This window comes from Bacillus sp. AL-1R (assembly GCF_052180195.1).
Taxonomy (GTDB): Bacteria; Bacillota; Bacilli; order Bacillales; family Bacillaceae_G; genus Gottfriedia.
In genome coordinates, this window is sequence record NZ_CP197469.1 from 364,036 (window position 1) to 386,044 (window position 22,009).

The 22,009-nt window shown below is 34.5% G+C and carries 23 protein-coding genes and 2 other annotated features; of the genes, 22 read left to right on the top strand and 1 reads right to left on the bottom strand.

From position 1 onward, the window contains the following. From ACSBO6_RS01635 to ACSBO6_RS01690, 12 genes are all read left to right on the top strand, one after another. Positions 1 to 510 (top strand): GNAT family N-acetyltransferase, encoded by a 510-nt coding sequence (locus ACSBO6_RS01635; RefSeq protein ID WP_498844069.1) that lies wholly within the window; start codon positions 1 to 3, stop codon positions 508 to 510. A 45-nt stretch (positions 511 to 555) separates the two neighbouring features. After that, positions 556 to 1,146: a TetR/AcrR family transcriptional regulator gene (locus ACSBO6_RS01640; protein ID WP_098845541.1), complete on the top strand. Its 591-nt coding sequence runs from the start codon at positions 556 to 558 to the stop codon at positions 1,144 to 1,146. 110 nt (positions 1,147 to 1,256) lie between these two features. Further along, positions 1,257 to 2,237, top strand: a complete 981-nt coding sequence (locus ACSBO6_RS01645; protein ID WP_498844070.1) for a quinone oxidoreductase family protein — start codon at positions 1,257 to 1,259, stop codon at positions 2,235 to 2,237. 135 nt (positions 2,238 to 2,372) lie between these two features. Further along, the gene (locus tag ACSBO6_RS01650; protein ID WP_498844071.1) at positions 2,373 to 2,651 is read left to right on the top strand and encodes a hypothetical protein; all 279 of its coding nucleotides are present in this window, start codon (positions 2,373 to 2,375) and stop codon (positions 2,649 to 2,651) included. A 757-nt stretch (positions 2,652 to 3,408) separates the two neighbouring features. Further along, positions 3,409 to 4,554: an acyl-CoA dehydrogenase family protein gene (locus tag ACSBO6_RS01655; RefSeq protein ID WP_098845543.1), complete on the top strand. Its 1,146-nt coding sequence runs from the start codon at positions 3,409 to 3,411 to the stop codon at positions 4,552 to 4,554. Positions 4,555 to 4,565: 11 nt separating this feature from the next. Next, positions 4,566 to 5,906, top strand: a complete 1,341-nt coding sequence (locus tag ACSBO6_RS01660) for an acetyl-CoA carboxylase biotin carboxylase subunit (RefSeq protein ID WP_098845544.1) — start codon at positions 4,566 to 4,568, stop codon at positions 5,904 to 5,906. Between the two features lie 11 nt (positions 5,907 to 5,917). Then, the gene (locus tag ACSBO6_RS01665) at positions 5,918 to 6,139 is read left to right on the top strand and encodes a biotin/lipoyl-containing protein (protein WP_098845545.1); all 222 of its coding nucleotides are present in this window, start codon (positions 5,918 to 5,920) and stop codon (positions 6,137 to 6,139) included. Positions 6,140 to 6,150: 11 nt separating this feature from the next. Continuing rightward, a complete protein-coding gene (locus ACSBO6_RS01670) occupies positions 6,151 to 7,062 on the top strand; it encodes a hydroxymethylglutaryl-CoA lyase (RefSeq protein WP_098845546.1) in 912 nt (303 codons plus the stop codon). Further along, the gene (locus ACSBO6_RS01675) at positions 7,063 to 7,839 is read left to right on the top strand and encodes an enoyl-CoA hydratase-related protein (RefSeq protein ID WP_098845547.1); all 777 of its coding nucleotides are present in this window, start codon (positions 7,063 to 7,065) and stop codon (positions 7,837 to 7,839) included. Between the two features lie 4 nt (positions 7,840 to 7,843). Then, positions 7,844 to 9,373: an acyl-CoA carboxylase subunit beta gene (locus ACSBO6_RS01680; RefSeq protein WP_098845548.1), complete on the top strand. Its 1,530-nt coding sequence runs from the start codon at positions 7,844 to 7,846 to the stop codon at positions 9,371 to 9,373. A gap of 228 nt (positions 9,374 to 9,601) precedes the next feature. Further along, the gene (locus tag ACSBO6_RS01685; protein WP_098845549.1) at positions 9,602 to 10,864 is read left to right on the top strand and encodes a DUF2157 domain-containing protein; all 1,263 of its coding nucleotides are present in this window, start codon (positions 9,602 to 9,604) and stop codon (positions 10,862 to 10,864) included. Continuing rightward, entirely contained in the window at positions 10,854 to 11,363 is a 510-nt protein-coding gene (locus tag ACSBO6_RS01690) for a GDYXXLXY domain-containing protein (RefSeq protein WP_180232884.1), read from the top strand. The genes ACSBO6_RS01685 and ACSBO6_RS01690 overlap by 11 nt, the downstream gene beginning before the upstream one ends. 53 nt (positions 11,364 to 11,416) lie before the next feature. On the opposite strand, the gene ACSBO6_RS01695 is transcribed toward ACSBO6_RS01690, so the two are convergent. Continuing rightward, positions 11,417 to 11,983, bottom strand: a complete 567-nt coding sequence (locus tag ACSBO6_RS01695; protein WP_498844072.1) for a biotin transporter BioY — start codon at positions 11,981 to 11,983, stop codon at positions 11,417 to 11,419. Between the two features lie 560 nt (positions 11,984 to 12,543). Next, positions 12,544 to 12,772: a binding site (T-box leader), on the top strand. A gap of 46 nt (positions 12,773 to 12,818) precedes the next feature. Next, positions 12,819 to 13,051 (top strand) — a binding site (T-box leader). Positions 13,052 to 13,493: 442 nt separating this feature from the next. On the opposite strand from ACSBO6_RS01695, the gene ACSBO6_RS01700 reads away from it, so the two are divergent. The 10 genes from ACSBO6_RS01700 (at position 13,494) to ACSBO6_RS01745 (ending at position 21,984) form a co-directional block, all read left to right on the top strand. Next, complete coding sequence (locus tag ACSBO6_RS01700) at positions 13,494 to 15,230, top strand: aromatic amino acid hydroxylase (protein ID WP_098845552.1); 1,737 nt, start codon at positions 13,494 to 13,496, stop codon at positions 15,228 to 15,230. 110 nt (positions 15,231 to 15,340) lie between these two features. Then, positions 15,341 to 15,709: a VOC family protein gene (locus ACSBO6_RS01705; RefSeq protein ID WP_098845553.1), complete on the top strand. Its 369-nt coding sequence runs from the start codon at positions 15,341 to 15,343 to the stop codon at positions 15,707 to 15,709. A gap of 163 nt (positions 15,710 to 15,872) precedes the next feature. Beyond that, positions 15,873 to 16,859, top strand: a complete 987-nt coding sequence (locus tag ACSBO6_RS01710) for a GNAT family N-acetyltransferase (RefSeq protein ID WP_098845554.1) — start codon at positions 15,873 to 15,875, stop codon at positions 16,857 to 16,859. 42 nt (positions 16,860 to 16,901) lie between these two features. Continuing rightward, complete coding sequence (locus tag ACSBO6_RS01715) at positions 16,902 to 17,444, top strand: GNAT family N-acetyltransferase (RefSeq protein WP_098845555.1); 543 nt, start codon at positions 16,902 to 16,904, stop codon at positions 17,442 to 17,444. Between the two features lie 89 nt (positions 17,445 to 17,533). Further along, positions 17,534 to 17,914 carry an SRPBCC family protein gene (locus tag ACSBO6_RS01720; protein WP_098845696.1) on the top strand — a complete coding sequence of 127 codons (381 nt, stop codon included), beginning with the start codon at positions 17,534 to 17,536 and terminating at the stop codon, positions 17,912 to 17,914. Then, a complete protein-coding gene (locus ACSBO6_RS01725) occupies positions 17,915 to 19,033 on the top strand; it encodes a GAF domain-containing sensor histidine kinase (RefSeq protein ID WP_498844073.1) in 1,119 nt (372 codons plus the stop codon). Positions 19,034 to 19,046: 13 nt separating this feature from the next. Then, positions 19,047 to 19,694, top strand: coding sequence for a response regulator (locus ACSBO6_RS01730; RefSeq protein WP_098845557.1), 648 nt, complete (start codon positions 19,047 to 19,049; stop codon positions 19,692 to 19,694). 49 nt (positions 19,695 to 19,743) lie between these two features. Beyond that, positions 19,744 to 20,691 (top strand): ketopantoate reductase family protein, encoded by a 948-nt coding sequence (locus tag ACSBO6_RS01735; protein WP_498844074.1) that lies wholly within the window; start codon positions 19,744 to 19,746, stop codon positions 20,689 to 20,691. Positions 20,692 to 21,016: 325 nt separating this feature from the next. Next, entirely contained in the window at positions 21,017 to 21,565 is a 549-nt protein-coding gene (locus ACSBO6_RS01740) for an NADPH-dependent FMN reductase (protein WP_098845559.1), read from the top strand. 17 nt (positions 21,566 to 21,582) lie between these two features. Then, positions 21,583 to 21,984 carry a VOC family protein gene (locus tag ACSBO6_RS01745; protein ID WP_098845560.1) on the top strand — a complete coding sequence of 134 codons (402 nt, stop codon included), beginning with the start codon at positions 21,583 to 21,585 and terminating at the stop codon, positions 21,982 to 21,984. Positions 21,985 to 22,009 lie beyond the last annotated feature (25 nt).

Consider the following 22,009-nt stretch of genomic DNA (forward strand, 5'->3'; position numbering starts at 1 on the left):
ATGGATATTATTCCGATTCAAAAGAAAGATAAAAAAAGCATTTTGAATCTTTATAGAACCGTGACGAAGCACTTGCGCAGCAACCATAATGACCAATGGGATTTATTTTACCCGAATGCATTGGTTATTCGAAGTGATATAACTAACCAAAATATATATGGAATAATTGACAATCATGTCGTAATTGGGGCTGCTGTACTAGATGAATCACAGAGTAAAAAGTATGAACAAATAAATTGGGATGACAAAAATGGGACCCCAGTTTGTATACACCGACTTGCAGTACGACCTGAATACCAAGGAAGAGGAATCGGAAAATTACTATTAGAGTATGTAGAACAATTAGCAATACAAAGGGGCTATACGAGTATTAGATTAGATGTATATTCTTCAAATAACGAAGCAGTGGGACTATATACAAAGTATGGCTATGTTAATAAAGGGACTATAGAGTATCCATTGCGAAAAAATCCCTACTATTGTATGGAAAAACAACTAAATAATCATTAATTTAATAGATTAGAATTATTAAATATTTTGTCATAGGAGGTAAACATGAAAGAGAATTCGCAGCTAAATTCAAGCTTCCAACTGATATTATCAGTTACTGAACAACTCATCGAAGAAAAAGGCTGTAGAAAAACAACGATGCAAGATATTATTGATCGAACAGGACTTTCTAAAGGGGCTATTTATCACTATGTTACTGGAAAAGATGAACTGTTTGGATTGATATTAAAAGCACGTATCGGGCAAGTCGATGCAAAATTTTTTGAAGTTGTTTCGATGAAAGAAACAATAGGAATTAATGACCCACTCAAAGTAATTGCAAGTGGAGTAGCTAAACATTCTACGGAACAGGATGTAACAACTAAAATATTTATTTATCTACTAGGCCGAATGGATAATCAGAAGGTTGAAGAAATCCTAAAGGATGTATATTTGCATAGTCTAGCAACATCAATAAAGTGGATCGAAGTAGGGCAAGAAGAAGGTGCGATTCCTTTAGTAGTTGATGCAGAAAAAATGGCAAATTTATTTCTAACGTTTATGTATGGTTTAAGGGTTCAAAATACAATGAACAAAGACAATTCTAACATAAATATGAGCGATATATTCGAGATTATGTTCAGAACTTTACAATAACAAAGTAACTAATAAGCCTGTCTTATTGAAACTCATAATAAATTGTTATTTTCCGAGACTTCATTCTTACAGATAAAATAAAGATAATGATCGTAAGTGAGGTGGAGATTGTGAAGGCAGTTGTTGTGACTGAGTTTGGGAAACCAGAAGTATTAAAGATTGTTGATATGGAAGTGCCAATAATTAATTCTAAACAAGTATTAATTAAAGTAGAAAAAGCCAGTGTAAATTTTGCAGATGTAAAAGCTAGATACGGAAAAAAAGGTAAAGGAAAAATTCCTTTTATCCCTGGTCTAGACGCAGCCGGGACTATTGAAGCGATAGGAGATGGTGTTAAGCAGTTTAAAGTTGGTCAAAGAGTTGTAGCATTTCCGGTAGGTGGTTCATATGCAGAGTACGTTGTAGCAAATGAGAATTTAACATTCAAAATACCTGAATCAGTTGGATTTGATGTGGCAGCAGCTTGTCCAACGGTATCATTTCTTTCATATAAACTCTTAGCTGACTTAGCTAGAATTGAAAAAGGAGAAACAGTATTAATTCATTCTGCTGCTGGTGGTGTAGGTACAACTGCTATTCAAATGGCAAGGATTTTAGGTGCTAGTAAGATTATTGGAACAGTAGGAAGTGAGCAGAAGATAGCGTATGCATTAAACGCTGGTGCAGATCATGTGATTTGCTATGAAAAAGAAAACTTTTCAGAAATAGTAAATGAGTTAACTGACGGTATTGGCGCTAATATTATTTTAGATTCAGTAGCAGGTAGAATTTCAGAACAAAGCATTAATTGTTTAGCAAAATACGGGCGACTAGTTCATTTTGGAAATTCAAGTGGTGAAGTTGGTCATTTTAAAACAGGCGAGTTACACTCAAGTTGTCGATCTGTCCTTGGTTTTAGTTTAGGTACAACAAGAAAAGAAAGACCAGAGTCATTGAAGGAAACAGCGAAACAAGTTTTTCAATATATAAATGAAGGGCTTTTAAATATTAAGATAGGGCATTATTTTTCATTAGAAGATGTAGTTAGTGCCCATAGATTAATTGAAAGCAGGCAAAGTACTGGGAAAATATTATTAGATATCAATCATTAATTAAGTTAGACGTATCCCTGTATGAATTGTTCCCTATAAAGTGGACACATAAAAAAGAGACTTTCTTAAAGCACAAACTAATTGGCCCCGGTACTCAACCGGGGTCATTTTATTTAATGTCCATCGTGGAAGATGATGATAATTGATACATCAATTCATGAAAATGGTATATTTACCTTTGAATTGTGTGAGTATATACCTTTCTTTAATAGTATCGAATTAAGTAATCATAATGGTAGACTATTAAAATTTAAAACGGGTGATTATCATTTTGAATTGATCGATTTGGCAAATAATATAGCAAATGATTATCGGTGGTACTTAGAGAGTTATAACACAGGTGAAGGTAATTTTAAATTTGAAATGGATGCTAACTTTAGCAGGAAAAATTCTCAAAAACACAGTATGAGTTAAATTCTGCAAATAAAAAGTTAAAAGGATTTAATGCCGTAGAAATTCCCACATTTAAAGAAAAGAATAATACTTTATTCTTTAAATACACTGTAACTAGTTCAACCAAAGTGCCTGGTTCCTATGAAGTTTTGGTAGTTCAGAAGAATAGTAGTGGACAAAAGTATATAATGAGCTCTATTGTTGTTCCATTAGGGGAATAATTAGTAATTAGAATTAAGTCACTTCATTAAAAAATGAGGTGATTCAGACTGTTGACAAACGCTCGCTTTCTTCGTTGCTTCGCCTGTCTGCGGTGCTCATTACCGTCAAAGGTAACTCCGCTCCTCACCAGGCTTCGCGCCTCGAAAGGCAAGCGTTTGCAATCAGTCTGAAAATCAGATTTTTTGTATATTGTCTGCACACTGAGTCACTTCATTAGAAAATGAAGTGATTTTTGTTGTGGAAACGAAAACCCTGGGATAGGGCTAATTCTCGTTATTATAAATAATTAAGTTGGACGTATCCCTGTAATTAGGGGTATGTCTTTTTTATTTTTTGAATAGGGGGACTACTTTTCCGAACCTTTCCTCTCTTGTCTCAATTTGTCGAACATAGATTAAAGGAAAATGGTAGAAAATATCGAATATTATCAATTGTAAGATTAAAATATTTATTTCTTATACACGAAGTATGGGACTCCACTGCTATTTGCTGCAGTTGGAGGCATTCTTACGTTTTTTTAAACGTACCTAAATATTAAAAGGAGAGTGACTAACACATGGATTTTTTATTATCTAAAGAACAGCAAATGATTCAAGAAATGGTACGAGATTTCGCGGCGAAGGAAATTGAGCCTTTTGCAGAGGAACTTGATCGTGATAGCAAATTCCCAATTGAAACGTTCAAAAAAATGGGTGAGTTAGGTTTATTAGGAATTCCGTTCCCTGAAGAATACGGCGGTAGCGGTGGCGATACAATTAGTTATGCTTTAGCTGTAGAGGAAATCGGGCGTGCATGTGGAGGAACAGGTTTAAGCTTTGCTGCAACTTGTTCATTAGGCGCTTCTCCAATTTATTATTTTGGTACAGAAGAACAAAAGCAAAAATACTTAGTTCCTATGGCGCAAGGAAAAACGCTTGGAGCTTTCGGTTTAACTGAGCCAAATGCGGGTTCTGATGCTGGTGGAACACAAACAAAAGCAGTTTTAGATGGTGATGAGTATGTGATTACTGGTGAAAAATGCTGGATTACAAATGCTCAATATTCTAACACAATTATTGTAACTGCTTATACTTCTATTGATGAAAAAGGAAAGAAAAATATTTGTGCGTTTATCGTACCAACAGACTCAAAAGGATTAACAATCACAGATCCTTATGACAAGATGGGTGTTCGTGCATCTAATACGACTCAAATTGTATTAGATGGCGTACGTGTTCCAAAAGAAAATATTCTTGGCAATCCTGATAAAGGTTTTGGCCAATTCTTATATACATTAGATGGTGGTAGAATTTCAATTGCAGCACTTGCTGTAGGGATTGCACAAAAGGCTTTTGACAAAGCGTTAGCATATGCAAAAGAACGTAAACAATTTAAACAACCTTTATCTAGTTTCCAAGCTATTCAATTTAAATTAGCTGATATGGCTATGGGAATTGAGTTAGCAAGAAATATGGTGCACAAAGCTGCGTGGTTAAAAGACAATGGAAAACCGTTTACGAAAGAAGCGGCATTCGCTAAGTTATACGCATCTGAAATCGCTTCCAAAATTGCGAATGAATCATTACAAATTCATGGTGGATATGGTTACATGAAAGAGTATGGCATTGAGCGTTTAGTGCGTGATGCTAAGTTACTTGAAATTGGTGAAGGTACATCAGAAATTCAACGAATAGTAATTGCACGTCAATTAGGATGCCGATAAGGAGAGAGAATATGATCAAAATACTTATTGCAAACCGCGGGGAAATCGCATGTAGAATTATTGAAACATGTAAAAAGCTTCGTTATCAAACTGTAGCAGTTTATTCAGATGCTGATAAAGAAAGTTTGCATGTTAAGTTAAGTGATGAAGCTTTTTCTTTAAAAGGGAATCATACAAAAGATACGTATTTAAACGCAGATTTAATTATAAAAATTGCAAAAGAAAATAATGTAACAGCAATTCATCCAGGGTATGGCTTCTTATCTGAAAATAGTGATTTTGCTAGAAAATGTAAAGAAGCGGGCATTTTATTTGTAGGTCCTAAGCCAGAGCATTTAGAAATGATGGGTGAAAAAATTAGGGCTAGACAAATAATGGAACAATTAAACATTCCATTAATTAAAGGGAATTCTCACCCAATTCAATCAGTTGAAGAAGCAAGAGAAATCGCAGAACAAATAGGCTATCCTGTTATGTTAAAAGCTTCTAGTGGTGGCGGCGGTATTGGTATGAAGTTAATCGAAAACGAAGCACAGCTAGATAAAGAATTTTTAACAACGCAAACGAGAGCTCTTCAATTTTTTGCAAATGATGATGTATTCATCGAAAAAGCGATTATTAAACCGAGACATATTGAAGCGCAAATCGCTGCGGATTCCCATGGCAATGCTGTTTTCCTATTTGAAAGAGATTGCTCAATTCAAAGAAGAAACCAAAAAGTTGTTGAGGAAGCACCATCACCATTCCTTTCTCCACAAGGTAGAAAGAAACTTGAAGAATATGCTCTTACGATTGCTAATCAGATAAAATATGTAAACGTAGGAACAATTGAATTTTTAGTTGATGAAAAAGAAAATATTTATTTCTTAGAAATGAATACTAGATTACAAGTTGAGCACGGTGTAACAGAAGGAATTACAGGAATTGATCTTGTTGAATGGCAGTTCCGTATCACATTCGGTGAAACACTACCAATTCGTCCAACTCATGTAGAAATGAATGGTCATTCGATTGAAGTAAGGGTATATGCTGAGGATCCTAAAACTTTCTTCCCATCGCCAGGAACAGTTCAACACTGTAACTTCCCGGAGGAAATTGGTGTACGTATTGATACGCATCTTTATGATGGATGGGTTGTATCACCGTTTTATGATCCACTATTAGCGAAAGTGATTGTTACGGCTAATACAAGAAAAGAAGCAGTAATTCAACTGCACAATTATCTTAAAAAAATAGAAATTGAAGGTATTAAAACAAATGTGCCGTTTTTGATTGATATTCTATCAACGAATGCATTCCAAGAAGGCGATTATACAACGAGCTTTATTAATGAATATCAAAAAGTGAAATGAGGTAATTAGATATGGAAAACTTAACTGCAATGATGGCTGGAAGCGTATGGAAATGTCTTGTATCTGTGGGGGATGAACTTAGTAGTGATCAAGATTATGTAATCTTAGAATCTATGAAAATGGAAATTCCTCATGCTGCTCCTTATAAATGTAAAGTCGTAAATGTGTTCGTTAACGAAGGCGATTTTATAAACGAGGGCGACACTTTAATTCAAGTTGAAAAACTAGGTTAGGAGTTATTGTGATGAAGCTACCTCAATCGGCTTTTATAAGAGAAGTAGGTCCACGTGATGGCTTGCAAAATGAAAAACAGTTTGTTTCAACTGACAAGAAGCTTGAGTGGATCGATTTATTAGTAAAGAGTGGTTTGACTTATATTGAAGTTTCTTCGTTTGTGAGACCAGACTGGATTCCTCAATTAAGTGACTCAGTAGATCTATTTACAAAGCTTAAGAAAAAAGATGGGGTTACTTATGCAGCTCTTGTGCCTAATAAAAGAGGATTAATGAGTGCATTAGAAGTAGATGCAGATGAAATTAATTTTTTTGTATCTGCTAGCGAAACACATAATTTAAAAAACAAGAACGCGAGTATCGAGCATTCAATGAACGATATTCGCTCAATGATTTCAGAATGTAAAGATAATAAAAAGACTACTAGAGCATATATTTCAACTGTATTTGGTTGCCCATATGAGGGGCCTGTAGACCAAATGAAGGTGATCAAACTTGCAAACCAATTACTTGATTGTGGAGTAGATGAAATTTCCTTAGGAGACACAATCGGAATTGCTAATCCGCTTCAAGTAAATCAATTTTTAGAAAATCTAGTTAAAGAAGTGCCAGTTAATCGAATTGCAATGCACTTCCATGATACATATGGTCGTGCTATTGCAAACCTATATACTTCTTTACTATTTGGAATTGAAAAATTTGATTCATCAAATGGTGGATTAGGTGGTTGTCCATATGCACCAGGAGCAAGTGGTAATGTAGCTACTGAAGATGTTGTTTCATTACTCCATAATTTAGGGATTACAACGAATGTGGATGAAAAGAAACTGCATCAAGCTACATCTTATATCTCTGAACAAATGAACTTAACACCAGTTAGTAAGCTATTTTCCGTATGGAATGGTTCAAAGGAGAGTATTTAAATGGAATCAAGTTTATTAGTAAGTGATATCGGTCATATTAGAATTCTTACATTAAATCGTACAAATGCAGCTAATTCATTATCACGTGAGTTACTAGATGCTCTACATGGCCAAATGGATGAGTTAAAGAAATCATCTGTACGTGCTGTCATATTTACTGGTAGTGGATCTTCTTATTTCTGTAGTGGTGCTGATTTAAAAGAAAGAAGAGGCATGACTGAGAGTGAGGCTCGAGAAACTGTTGAAAAAATCGGGACACTTTTTGAAAAAGTTGAAAGATTACCTATGCCAACAATAGCAGCAATCAATGGAGTTGCCCTAGGTGGGGGACTTGAACTTGCTTTAGCATGTGATTTAAGAATTGCTCATAAAGAAGCAATCGTCGGTTTACCAGAAACATCTCTAGCGATTATTCCAGGTGCTGGTGGTACACAAAGACTACCACGCTTAATTGGACTTGGAAGAGCGAAAGAACTAATCTTTACCGGCAAACGTTTAAATGCACATGAGGCTGAAGGCTATGGGATTCTAGAACATGTTGTTGAAATAGATGAATTACAAAATAAGGCGCTTGAACTATGCGAAACGATCGCAAGCAAAGGTCCTCTTGCAATCCGTGCAGCAAAAAAGGCAATTCAACGCGGTTTCGATCTTCCTTTAGATTTAGGACTAAGATTAGAAACTTATGAATATGAAACTTTACTGCACACAAATGACCGTATGGAAGGTTTAGTAGCATTTCAAGAAAAGCGTAAGCCGCAATATAAAGGAGAGTAATTGCATGTCAAACGAAGCAACATATCAAGCTCGAAAAGAACAAATACTTTCTGGTGGGAAAGAAAAATATCATGAGAGCAATGCCAAAATTGGTAAGCTCTTTGCAAGGGAAAGAATTAATCAACTTTTAGATAAAGACAGTTTCGTGGAAGATGGTTTCTTTGCGAACTGTATGAATGACGAATTTCCAGCAGATGGCATCGTAACAGGAATCGGTAAAATTGATGGCCGTACTGTATGTGTGATGGCAAATGATTCAACTGTAAAAGCAGGTTCATGGGGCGAAAAAACAGTAGAAAAGATCATCCGTATTCAAGAAACATGTTTAAAAATGCTTGTACCTTTAATTTATTTAGTAGACTCTGCAGGAGCACGTATTACGGATCAAGTATTTATGTTCCCAGGTAGACGTGGTGCTGGACGTATATTCCATAACCAAATTAAACTATCAGGTCAAGTACCTCAAATCTGCTTATTATTTGGTCCTTCTGCTGCAGGTGGAGCTTATATTCCTGCATTCTGTGATTCTGTATTCATGGTTGAAGGTAATTCTTCAATGTACTTAGGTTCACCTCGTATGGCTGAAATGGTAATTGGTGAAAAAGTTACACTCGAAGAAATGGGTGGAGCTAGAATGCACTGTTCAGTTTCAGGCTGCGGAGATGTATTATGTGAGACAGAAGAAGAAGCAATTGCTAAGTTAAAAGATTATTTATCTTACTTACCAACTAATTTCAAGCAAGGAGCTCCTGTTGTTGAGGCTAAAAATCCTGTTCAAAAGGAGAAGTCTTTAGCAGAGATTATTCCAAGCAATCAAAACGTTCCATTTTCTATTTATGAATTCATTGATCGAGTAGTTGATGAAGATTCATTCTTTGAAATTAAAAAGCTATTTGCACCTGAACTAGTGACTGGTTTTGCTAGATTAGATGGACGTAGTGTAGGAATTATCGCTAACCAACCGAGAGTTAAAGGTGGCGTATTATTCCACGATTCAGCGGATAAAGCAGCTAAATTTATTAATTTATGTGATGCTTACCATATTCCTTTATTATTCTTAATGGATGTACCTGGTTTCATGATTGGTACAAAAGTAGAGCGTGCAGGAATTATCCGCCACGGTGCGAAAATGCTATATAGCATGAGTAATGCATCTGTTCCTAAAATCTCTGTAATCGTTCGTAAAGCATACGGTGCTGGACTATACGCAATGGCAGGCCCTGCATTTGAAACAGACTGTGTAATTGCATTCCCATCTGCACAGATCGCGGTAATGGGTCCTGAAGCAGCAGTTAACGCAGTATATGCAAAGAAAATTGCAAGCTTACCAAAAGAAGAACAAGCGGCCTTTATCCAAGAAAAACGTAAAGAGTATGCTGAAGATATCGATATTTACCGCTTAGCATCTGAGCTAGTAGTAGATGTAGTCATTCAACCAGAAGAGCTACGTACAGAGCTAATTAAGCGTTTTGCTTATTACTCAGAATCTTATGAAACTCCTGCTACGAAAAAGCATGGTGTTTATCCTGTTTAAATGATAATGAAATGGTCCTATTGTAGGGGCTGTCAGAGTGTAGAGAAACTATTTCTCTACACTTTTTTATTTAATCTGACCTTAGTGGGAAATCTTATGATTTAAACAAACGTTTGATTAAACATATTTCCATAATATTTTAGATTTAGAGGTAATTTATGTTTTATTAAGAAATTATAATAGTAATAGGAGTAGTTTTTATAAACTGCTACTAAAAGGGGGGATTAGATGAGTAAATTAGAACAGAAGCTAAAAGAATGGCACAAACAAGACTTACTAGATGAAGCTTCATTAAATCGTATACTTGAGTATGAAAGGCATCGGGCTAAAGCTGAGAAGCAATCATTTTTAGGAGAGATTGTACCATTTTTAATTGCTTTACTTGTTGCATTTTCAATATTAGCGCTTGTGGGCAGTAACTGGAATGAATTTAGCCAAACCATGAGATTAGTCATTATTTTTGTAACACTATTAGTTTTCCACACAGTTGCATTTATAAGTTATCAAAAGGGTAAAGAATTGTTTGGGCATTGTTTAAACTTTATAAATGTAATTGGGTACGCATGTGCATTTGTGTTAATTGTGCAAATGTATCAATTTGCTAGTGACAGTCCGGTATTTTTGATCACTTGGACAATGCTTTCGTTCCTCTACTACTATGTGTTAAAGCATAATATGTTCTATTATCTTTTCCTAGGAATCGGATTTTTTAGTTTGAGCTATAGTGCAGGAATAGAAACTGCACATGTATATCTTCTCCAAATTCCATTACTACTTTGTTCAATTTACTTCTTAAAAATAATGAAGAGTCGTTGGAATGCTAGCTTTAATTATACATTTCTAGGTTATATAATCGTTATGTTTTTCCAGACAATTTCAGATCGCCAATATATGATGCCAATTATTCTAGTAGTGTTTATTCTTTGGTATTTACATGAACGTGGGGTTATTAATTATGTTCTTTTACCTGTATTTACTGTATTTATATGGTTATTCACATTTTTCACTTCATTATTTGGGGAATCATATGAGGCAGTTCACGAGTTACAAAAGGAATTTACACATGGATTTTTAAAACCAGTTGCGGTCCCACTGTTCGATACGATTATTTTATTAATGCTTTTACTAGCAATCTATACTGTGTACAAGAAATGGAAGGACAATAAATCATTTCATAATTATCTTTGGATCTTCTTATTTATATTCGTACTACCTATATTAGGGGTACAAGATCAATTAGCCAATATGATCGTAGGCATCTTAATACTATTTGCTTATTCATGTATCCGTTTATTTAAAGGCGTATCGGGCCAGGAAAAAGGAAGTATTATTATTGGTTTCATCACATTTGCCTCACTCGTAATCGGAATTTATACAGGATTTGCTATTTCATTTATAAGTAAATCAATCGTGTTTATTATCCTTGCAGTCGTTTTATATTTTGTCTATACCCAATCGAAAAAAGCAAGAGGTGATGAACATGCAAAATAAGAAGAAATTACTTTTGCTTTCAATCATTCAATTTATATTATTACTAGCTTTACTTGGAAACATTATGTACTTTAAGCAATCAGCCGATACGTTTAAAATAAAGTCACAAAGTATGGATCCAGTTGAACCTTTATTAGGTCATTATGCAGCTTTGTCCTATGATTTTGATTCAATAACGATGAAGGATTGGAAAGGTAAAGCTAAACCAAAAGAAGGGGAAAAGGTTTATATTATTTTTAAAAAGGGTCAAAATGATCTTTACCAGTTAGATTATGTAACAAACCATCGCCCAAATCATTCAAAATACATTAAAGCAACAATTCAATACACATATTATGATGAAGCAGAAAAAGAAGAAATACGAATCAACCATAATCTAAGTCGTTTTTACATTCCTGAGGGCCAAATGGACAAATACAATCAAGGTGGAACTAAGTATATTGTGACCATCCAACATAAAGGAGATCGATCAGTCGTTAAAGCTGTTGAAGTTCAATAAAATAATCCTTTAACAAAAAAAGAGCCCATATCTAAAAATGAGCTCTTTTTGTATTACGCTGAAATTTCATCACGTTTTAATAAATTAGCCTTTGCTAAACGTCTTCCAATCACTACACCTAATGCAGATGCTACATATGCTTTAACGAATCCAAGTATAATGAAAGGATAAAATCCGAAAGTCATTGCATCGTGCCAGCTTAAAGTAGCTGCAATTTTTAACCACACAGTACCAAAAATTAATGTAACAAACATTCCGATTGTATTTGCAATCATTGCATTTAAGACCGTGAACTTAGTATTTTCAATAAAGTAAGCGATGATGAAAACTGTTGGAATAAAACCAATTAAATAACCACCAGTCGTACCGACCAGTACACCAAACCCCGCAGCACCACCTGCAAACACCGGAATTCCGACTGCGCCAAGTGCTAAATAAAGAAGTAACGAGATTGTTCCGTACTTTTTACCTAAAATCGTAGCCGCTAAGCCAATTGCTAATGTTTGACCTGTGATGGGTACAGGAGAAAAAGGCAAAGGAATAGATACTTGAGATAGAATACCAATAATTGCTGCAAATAAAGCTGAATTAATAAGCATTTTTAATCTTTCTTGTTGCATTACAATATCTCCCTCTCTTTATGTTAACTTATTTTGTTTGTAAGTTAACATATTATAAATTAATTATATTTTATATAAGAAGATTGTCAATATGTACAAATTCTAAATAATTTAATGATGAAGATGTGAAGTGAAAATATGGCAAAAGAAAAACGTAAAATTACATAAGATTATTTAAAATTAAAAAGAATCTCGTAAGGAATATCAAAATGAGAAAAGAAATATTTATTAGAAAAGTTTTTAAGAATGTTTATAATAAATTTTATTAATATAATTTTTAACGGGTTTAAGCTCTAGTAGAGGAACCATTAACTCTAAATATTAATTGTTAAATCATTGTTTGGAAGGTTAAGAGAGAGTGATTAAATAGATTGCTTATCTATAAATTAAGATAATTAATTCCTAAATTAGTTTTTAAGGTAAGGGGGTTTTTTCAATCGAAATTATTTAAAAACAATGATTATTATTTTATTAAAATAATAAAAAATGTAAAAAAAACAATAGTTAAAAAGTGTTGACATTTACAAAAAATAGGAATAAAGTATGTATTAATTGAATCGCGAAAAGCAATGATAGGAATTTTAGTAGTGGAGTTTTCCCTGTATCAGAGAGCTGGTGGTTGCTGCAAACCAGTACATAGAACACATGAATTACGATCCTAGAGCATCTTCCTCGAAACGAATGGTGAGGGGAAGACGGTGAAGAGCCGTTATGAAATGAAGATATTAGTATTATTTTTCATACTAATAATTTAGGGTGGTACCGCGAATAGACTATTTCGTCCCTACTGTGCAAACAGTAGGGACTTTTTTATTTTAAAAATAATAATTAAATAAGATAAGCAATGATTGGAGCAAAAGTAGTAAAGTTTTCCCTGTAACAGAGAGCTGATGGTTGGTGCAAATCAGTACATAAAACTTTATGAATTACAATCCATGAGCATCTTCTTCGAAACGAATAGTGAGGGGAAGACGGTGAAGAGCCGTTATGAAATGAAGATATTGGTAAGTTTTAGTAAAATTTATTAATAACTAGGGTGGTACCACGAGTTTAACGTTCGTCCCTACTGTATAAACAGTAGGGATTTTTTTTATGTAAAAAATCGTGGATGCATGTGTTGATGGTACGGAATAAGCTACAAGAGTGGTGAAAAAATGAAATCAGAGAAAACCCTGTATTTTATGGTGTCTAGTTCGAGGCGTTAGCCCTTCGAGGTCAGCTAAAGATCAATAAATTGTCTTATGCTTGTCGGGTTTTAGCAAACGCCTTCCACATTTTGGATTTGAAAGGAGTGATGTGTTTGGTTGATTACGACTATATACCGAATAAAAAAAGATTTTGTAGAAAGAAGGAGTAAATTGGAGAAAAGTAGAAATGGTTTAATGATGGAAACTTGCTTAAAAATGCTCAAAAAAAGCTTTTAGCAAGATATAGATAGAACGGGTATTTTTAAGAAAGTAGAGTAATAGATTTTTAAGTGAAATAATTTTTAAAAAGGGGAATTGATGACATGAAAGAAGCAGCTTTTGAAACAAAAGTAATACCACCTCATTTGAAGCAATACTTATCTGAGCAAAATTATGATCTTTACACGCCAATTGATCATGCTGTATGGCGCTATGTAATGAGACAAAATCATCATGCATTAAAAGATAGAGCACATTCTGCATTTGTCGATGGACTAAAGATGTCAGGAATTGAAACGGAAAAAATTCCAAATGTAGCTGAAATGAACGAGTGCCTTTCAAAAATTGGTTGGGGCGCAGGAATCGTTAATGGATTAATTCCAGGTGCTGCATTTTTTGAACTTTTAGCAAATGGTATTTTGCCAATCGCAACTGAAATTAGACAAATTACGAATATAGAATATACACCTGCTCCAGATATTATTCATGAGGCTGCAGGACACGCGCCTATTCTTTTTGACCCTGTATTTAGGGAATACGTACAAAAGATTGGTTCAATTGGTGCAAAGGCATTTGCTACAAAAGAAAAACAAGAATTATTTGAAGCAGTTAGAAATTTAACGATTGTAATGGAAGATCCAAAATCAACACCAGAAGAAAAAGCTGCTGCACAAAAATTAGTTGAAGAAAGACAAAAAGCAATAGTTGGCATTTCTGAAGCTGAAAAAATTTCACGTGTATTCTGGAGAACAGTTGAGTATGGCCTAATTGGTGAATTAGATAATCCAAAAATTTACGGTGCTGGATTATTATCATCAGTAGGTGAAAGTACACATTGCTTTACAGATGCAGTTGAAAGACTACCTTTTTCTATTGAAGCTGCTACATTACATCCGAAAAATATTACTGAAATGCAAGCGCAATTATTCGTATGCAAAGATTTCGAAGAGTTAATGCAAGGTGCAGAAGAATTAGCAAGCACGATGGCATTCCGTGTAGGCGGTACAGAAAGCTTAGATAAAGCACTTAAATCGAAAAGCGTTGCTACATTTGAATTAAATTCTGGATTAAGTGTAACGGGTGTTGTTCATGCAATTTTAAAAGACGAAAACGGTGAAGCAATTTACGTAAACACAACTGGTGAAACAGCACTTTCAATAAACAATAAGCAATTAGAAGGTCACGGAAAAGACTATCATGCTAAAGGATTTGGTACACCAATTGGACTTCTAAAAGGAAATATTGAATTAGAAGAATGTGATGATGTTGCACTTAAAAATTTAGGTATTGTCGTAGGAAACTTTGTTGATTTAGAATTCTCAAGCAATGTAAGCGCTTCCGGGAGAGTTGTGAATATCATTAAAAATGGAGACAAAGTAGCATTAATCTCATTTGAAGACTGCACTGTTACTTACGAAGGAAAAGAGTTATTCAAAAAAGAATGGGGAACTTTTGATATGGCAGTTGGTTCTCGAGTTGTATCAGCATACCCTGGTGCAGCTGACCCGACTTCTTACTTTAGTGATTCAATTAAAGAAGTAGAGTTCGTAATGGAAACACCAGCCCCATTAACTGAATTAGAAAAATTATATAAAGAAGTTAGAGTAATTAGAGAAAAAAATACATTCTGTGATGACTGTATTTCTAAATTGATTGCTGTACATGAAGAGCTTAATCGTGAACACCAAAGCGATTGGTTATTACGATTAGAATTACTTGAAATTGCAACAGTTAATCCAAAATTAGAGCAACTTGTTGAGCCGTTAAAGGCTGAATTGGAAGCATTAAGAAAAGAGGATTCTTTAAAGAATCTTATTACAAATGGCTTAAAGTTAGTTTAATATGTAAGAATATTAGGAAAAGCGTTACTTCTATAATGTAATGCTTTTCTTATTTATTCGTTCTGGTAATCTAAAGGTATAAACTTTTCATAATGAGAGTGGTGTTAGAAATGGGATTTGAAATAAAAGGAATTGATCATATTCAATTAGTTTGTCCAAAGGGTGGAGAGGACGAGGCTAGAAAATTTTATCATGAAATTTTAGGTATGAAAGAATTGCCAAAGCCTGATAATTTAAAAGGCAGAGGCGGATGTTGGTTTATTTGCGGCAATCAAGAAATTCATATTAGTATTCAAGAAGATTTTATAGCACCTAAAAAAGCTCATCCAGGCTTAATTGTTACAAACATAGAGGTATTAAGAGAGCAACTTCTTCAACTCGATTTTGAAATCAAAGAGGAACCACCAATAGAGGGTCGAACGCGTTTTTTTGTGAATGATCCGTTTGGGAATCGAGTCGAGTTTTTAGAATTTCATTAAGCATTATTTACTAGCCACTGTTAATTGACGGTGGCTATTATTTTTAAGGGATTGTTGAAAGTATTACTAGAAACATCAATATCTTCTATAAGCAGGAAGTAAAGCTCTTTTTATTGAAACTAATTAAATAAGTAATTTTTATTTAATGGTCGGGAGGTGTACGATGAAATTTGTCACATTCGGAAATAAACACTTAGATGAAGCGGCTAGTCTTTTGGCTATCCGTCATAAGTATGACCGTCGTATAAACCCTGAATTGCCATCAAAATTTGAAGAGGCTACATATACTAAAAAAGCTATTGAGGCACTTTTTAATGAAAAGAATAGTTTTGGTATTGCAGCGGTGGATGATTCTGGTTTAGTTGGGTATATAATTGGGTCAATTCAGACAGATAAAAATCGAGAACGTCATACTTGGATTAAGTATGCAGGGATGGCTATAGTAGATAGTAGAGATGCCGAATTATATCGTGAATTATATACAGAGTTTGCCAAGAAAATGGTAGAGCTTGGTTCGTTTTATCATTATGTAATGGTACCAAGTGGGAATAAATCAACTTTAGATGCTTGGCTTCATTTAGGATTTGCCTATGAGCAGGTTCATGGAATACGTGATTTGTCAGTTTCTTCGGATCGAATATTTAAAGATATACAGATTCGAAAGGCTACTAGTGAAGATGAAAGAAGAATACGTGAATTGGCAACTGTGATCATGGAACACCAAGCGAAGTCACCAGTTTTTGCCCCAGGTTTCATTGAAGAAAGAGAAGATTATCAGGAAGGTTACGCAGAAATTATTAATGATGAAGCCGCGACGTTATGGTTAGCTCTTTATCAAAATGAAATTGTAGGTTTTCAAGTATTTGAATCAGCTGCAACATCCGATGAGAATTTATTAACACCTGAATCTTGCATTAGTTTAGTAGTAGGAGCAACGGTCGAGTCTTCTCGCAAAATGGGAATTAGTACGGCATTATTGCAGCATGGGCTTACTTCTGCTGATAAAGAAGGTTATAAACTTTGCGAAACAGATTGGAGAATAACGAATTTAGAGTCCTCGAGATTCTGGCCAAAAAATGGTTTTAAACCAATCGCTTATCGACTTGTCCGTAAGATCGATCCGAGAATAATTTGGGCAACAGGCGTTTGATGGGTCAGGGAAAGTAGGGGAATTAGGGAGTGTAGGAAAAAAATGAAATTAGTTGGTAATCATATATATTTAAGACATTTAGATGTGGCAGATGCAGAGGATTTTTTATCATACGAAGTTCGAAATAGAGAGTTTTTTAAACCTTTTACATATATAAAAGACGAGAGTTTCTATACTTTGAAAGCTCAGCAGGATCGCATTAGGTCATATAAAGAGAAAAGTGACAATGATCTGTATTATGGCTTTGGTATCTTTTTAAAGGAAACAAATGCTTTTATAGGTTTTATGATGCTATCAGAAGTTTTAAGAGGAGATTTACAAAGTTGTTTTGTCGGTTATTCTTTAGATGAACAACAAAATGGTAAAGGATATACAACTGAAGCTGTAAAGTTAGTTGTGGATTATGCTTTTAACGAATTAAAATTACATCGTATTGAAGCAGGTGTAATGCCACATAACATCGGTTCAATAAGAGTATTAGAAAAGGCAGGTTTCCATAAAGAGGGAATTGCCAAGAAAAATGTACGGATTAACGGGAAGTGGGAAGATCATCAAATGCTAGCTATTATTAATGAAAACGAATAGCTATATATTTTTTGGAGGGATTAGTATTGAATATTATTAGTTATCCAGATTTATCGAGTAGACCACATAGTCTTACAGTGGAACGAGTAATGGAAAATTCGATAGATGTGTTGTATGAAGCTTGGACTAAACGGTTTGGTGATTGGTTTGCTGCACCAGATTCGGTAATTATGAAGGCAGAGGTTAATTCTGTATTTTTCTTTGAGACGCATTTTGAAGATAAACGCCATCCTCATTATGGCCGCTTTTTAAAACTTGAGCATAATCAACTTGTTGAGATTACTTGGTTCACTGCTGGAACAAAAACGGAGACAGTCGTCACTGTTGAGTTTTCAACGAATGAAAGTGGAGCAGCAGTTATTAGATTAACACATGCAGGGTTTCCAGATGAATTATCGAGAGACCAACATGAGCAAGCGTGGCCGATGGTGCTTGAACAGCTTGATCGCCGAATGAAGGAATTAACATAAATGAAAAAAGAATCTTTCCTTTTAGAGCTACAAGTATTAAAAGAAATTGCTGAAATATTGAACGAGGGTACTGATCTACACAGTACCCTCAATTGTGCCCTAGCCAAATTAGTTCAAGTTACGGGTCTAGATACAGGATGGATTTTTTTAATTGATAAAAATGGGGATTTTGAATTAGTCGCTTCATATGAATTGCCACCGGCTCTTATGAACAAAGAAGTTAAGCCAATGTGCAATGGAGATTGTTGGTGTGTTAATAAATATAATACAGGTAGGCTTAATAAAGCATCGAACATCATGGAATGTAAAAGGTTAGAAGACTCAATGATTCATAATTGGGGAGAAACAAATGGTGTCACTCATCATGCGACCGTACCACTGCAAGCAGGTGAAGAATCTTTTGGTTTATTAAATGTTGCTGCTTCTAATAAATTAAAATTTGATCAAGAAGAATTGAATTTACTAGGTGCAGTTGCGTTGCAAATCGGAACGGCAATTAAACGAATTCAATTAACTGAAAAGGTAAAAGAGTTTGAGTTGATTCAAGAAAGAAATCGACTTGCAAAGGACCTACACGATTCTGTTAGTCAATTATTGTTTTCGATTAATGTAAATGCTAAAGCAGGTGCAAATGTATCCGACAGCCCGAGGTTAAAGGAAACATTTAATCATATTCAACAAATTGCCCAAGAAGCACAAGCAGAAATGAAAGCCTTAATATGGCAGCTTAGACCACAAGGTATTGAAAAAGGAATCGTTAGTGCATTAATTGACTATGGAGAAATGCTAGGATTAAAAGTAATTAGCAATGTAAAAGGAACAACGATATTACCATCTAAAATAGAAGAAACATTATGGCGTGTTGGCCAGGAAGCGTTTAATAATTGTAGAAAACATTCAGGGCAAAATACGGTCTATTTACAGTTATCAATTAGTACAAAGAAAGCAAAAATGACGATTTCTGATCTGGGTGTAGGTTTTATATGCCCAAAGGATGTACAAATTCCTACATTAGGTTTGAAAAGTATGAAGGAAAGAGTGGAATCAATAAAAGGATCATTTTTAGTTGAAAGTGATTTAAATAAAGGAACAAAAATTACGACGAGTATCCCTTTTTAAGAAGGAGAGTTATATGTCTATTAAAATATTAATTGCTGATGATCATCATGTAGTTAGGAGGGGACTTATTTTCTTCTTAAATACACAAGATGATATCGAGGTTATTGGAGAAGCATCAAACGGAGAAGAGGCATTAAGATTAGTAAAAGAGTTAAGACCTGATATTGTCATCATGGATTTAGCAATGCCGGTTCTAGATGGGATTGAGGCAACGAAAAGAATAAAACTAGAGGGATTAGCTGTTAAAGTAATGATATTAACTAGTTTTTATGATCAAGATCATATTTTGCCTGCTATTGAAGCGGGTGCAGCCGGATATTATTTAAAGGATAGTGACCCAGATGAGCTCGTTTCCGCAATCCGGAAGATACACGATGGGGAAAAGCAGTTTCATTCGAAGGTTACGACACAATTAGTTTCAGCTTTAACTGGAAAGACCGAAACGAAGAATGATGAGTCATTTAAAGATAAATTAACGAAAAGAGAAATGGATGTATTGAAGGAAATTACGAGGGGAAAGAGTAATAAAGAAATAGCAGCATCTTTATTCATTACAGAAAAAACTGTAAAAACCCATGTTTCAAATATATTATCCAAAACCCAGCTTCAAGACCGAACTCAACTAGCGCTATACGCGGTACGAAATGGGATTTTAAAATAAATCGTAGCGAGTTAAAGATTTTAAATTTTTAGTAGAAAGGAAGAATGTTATGCGAATTCTAGTAGTAGGAGCTGGAGGAATCGGCGGCTATTTTGGAGGACGTTTAGTAGAAAAGGGAGAAGATGTTACCTTTTTAGTACGAGCTAATCGAAAAAAACAGCTAGAGGAAAATGGTTTAGTCATTCGGAGTGTGAATGGTGATTTTTCATTTCAACCGAAACTAATTACAGCAAAGAGTCCAGCCGAGATTTTTGACATCGTACTTTTCTCGACTAAGTCATATCATTTAAGCAACGCTATTTTGGATGTATCACCGTTCGTAGGTGATCAAACTGTTATTATACCTCTTTTGAATGGTATTGCTCATCTAAATCCTTTAAAGCAGACATTTGGTGAAGACAAGGTTATAGGCGGTTTATGTTTTATTGAAACAACTTTGAATGAAGCTGGGGAAGTTGCTCAAACGAGTAAAGCAGCTAGACTTGTTTTTGGTGAATTCTTGAGCAAAGAAACTGACCGTATTAAAAGAATTGCTGATGTATTTAGTGGATCAAAAGCTGACTTTGTCTATAGTAAGCAAATTGAACGTGATATGTGGCATAAATATTTATTTATTACTGTAATGTCTGGCGTAACGTCTCTTATGCGTGCTCCAATTGGTCCGATTAGAGAAAGTGAAGGTGGAAGAGCTACAATCCGTGAATTATTTGAGGAATGCGCTAATATTATGAGGTCACATGGTGCACCAATTTCTGAAAATATTGTAGACGAGCATATGAAATCAATCGATGCACTTGGATATGATATGAAGTCCTCTTTGCAAAGGGATATGGAAAAAGGTTCCTTAGTAGAGGGTGACCACTTGCAAGGGTATTTACTAGAACTTGCAAAAAGAAAGGATATAACTGCTAAATTACTTGAGTTAGTTTATCAAAATATTAAAGTCTATCAAAAAATGAATCAAGATCGAAGTTACCAAGAAATCAAATCAGTCTGAAAATCCAGTTTTTAAATACTTTTTCTACATACTGAGGAAGTAAACTAGCGAAAATTAGAAAGGTACTTCCCTATAACAGGTTCATGAGGAAGTAAACCAGCGAAAATTAGAAAGTTCCTTGCTCATGACAGGTTTTAGTGGAATAAACCAAAAAATTGTCGTAGTTGACAAGCTCATTTTTAACACTCTGAAAATCTACAACTTTGGTTGTAGATTTTTTTATTTTTATGTACTCCTAAACGTGTAGAAAAGTTCTATCAAACGACTGAAGTTTGGTCTTTATTAATTGACTATACTAAAAGTACAAATTAAAGGAGTGGAAAATATGAATATTTTAATGATTAATGGTAGCCCAAGAAAAGATGGCCGTACGGGTAAATTAACGACAATCATCTCGAAAAAATACAATGTAAAAACAATTGATTTGAGTGAACTTGTATTACCAATCTATAACGGCCAAGAGGAGCAAAATGAAATAGCAAACATTCAAAAACTAAGATCACAACTAGAAAATGCTGATGCTATGATCATTGCAACTCCAGAATATCATGGTGGAATGAGCGGAGCATTAAAAAATGCCTTTGACTTTTTAGGTAGTAAGCATTTTAAAGATAAGCCTGTCGCAATCTTGGCAGTATCTGGTGGAGGAAAGGGTGGAATTAATGCACTTAACAATATGCGAATTGTTTTAAGAGCATTATATGCAAATGTTTTATCGAAACAAGTTGTCATTGATCCATCAGACTTTCTATCCGAAGGTACTGCGTTAGAAGAAAATACATCTTATTCAGTCGATAGCTTATTTCAAGAATTGAAGCGCTATACACAACTATCAAAAATGCTAAATGATGAATGGGCAGCTTCAAATTATTAAAGGATAGGGTGATAACAATGAAAAACTGGGTTCAGTTTAGAATTGCAAGACCTACTAACCAATTAGCAGAAATTAGTAAGTTCTACGGAGAGGGGTTAGGACTAAAACGTGTGGGCGGATTTCAAAATCATGATGGATATGATGGGGTCATGTTTGGACTACCAGATGTTGAGTACCATTTAGAATTTACTCAACATATTGATGGAAGCCCATGTCCTGCTCCAACAAAGGATAATCTTTTAGTATTTTATCTTCCACATAAAGCTGAAATCGATCTTGTCAAAAACCGATTAAATAATTTGGGATATATTGATGTGGAACCTGAGAATCCGTATTGGCTCGGGAAAAGTATTACATTTGAAGACCCGGATGGATGGAGGATTGTGTTAATGAATACTGAAGGATTGAGAAAAACTTAGGACTACGTTATAAAACGATGAAGGA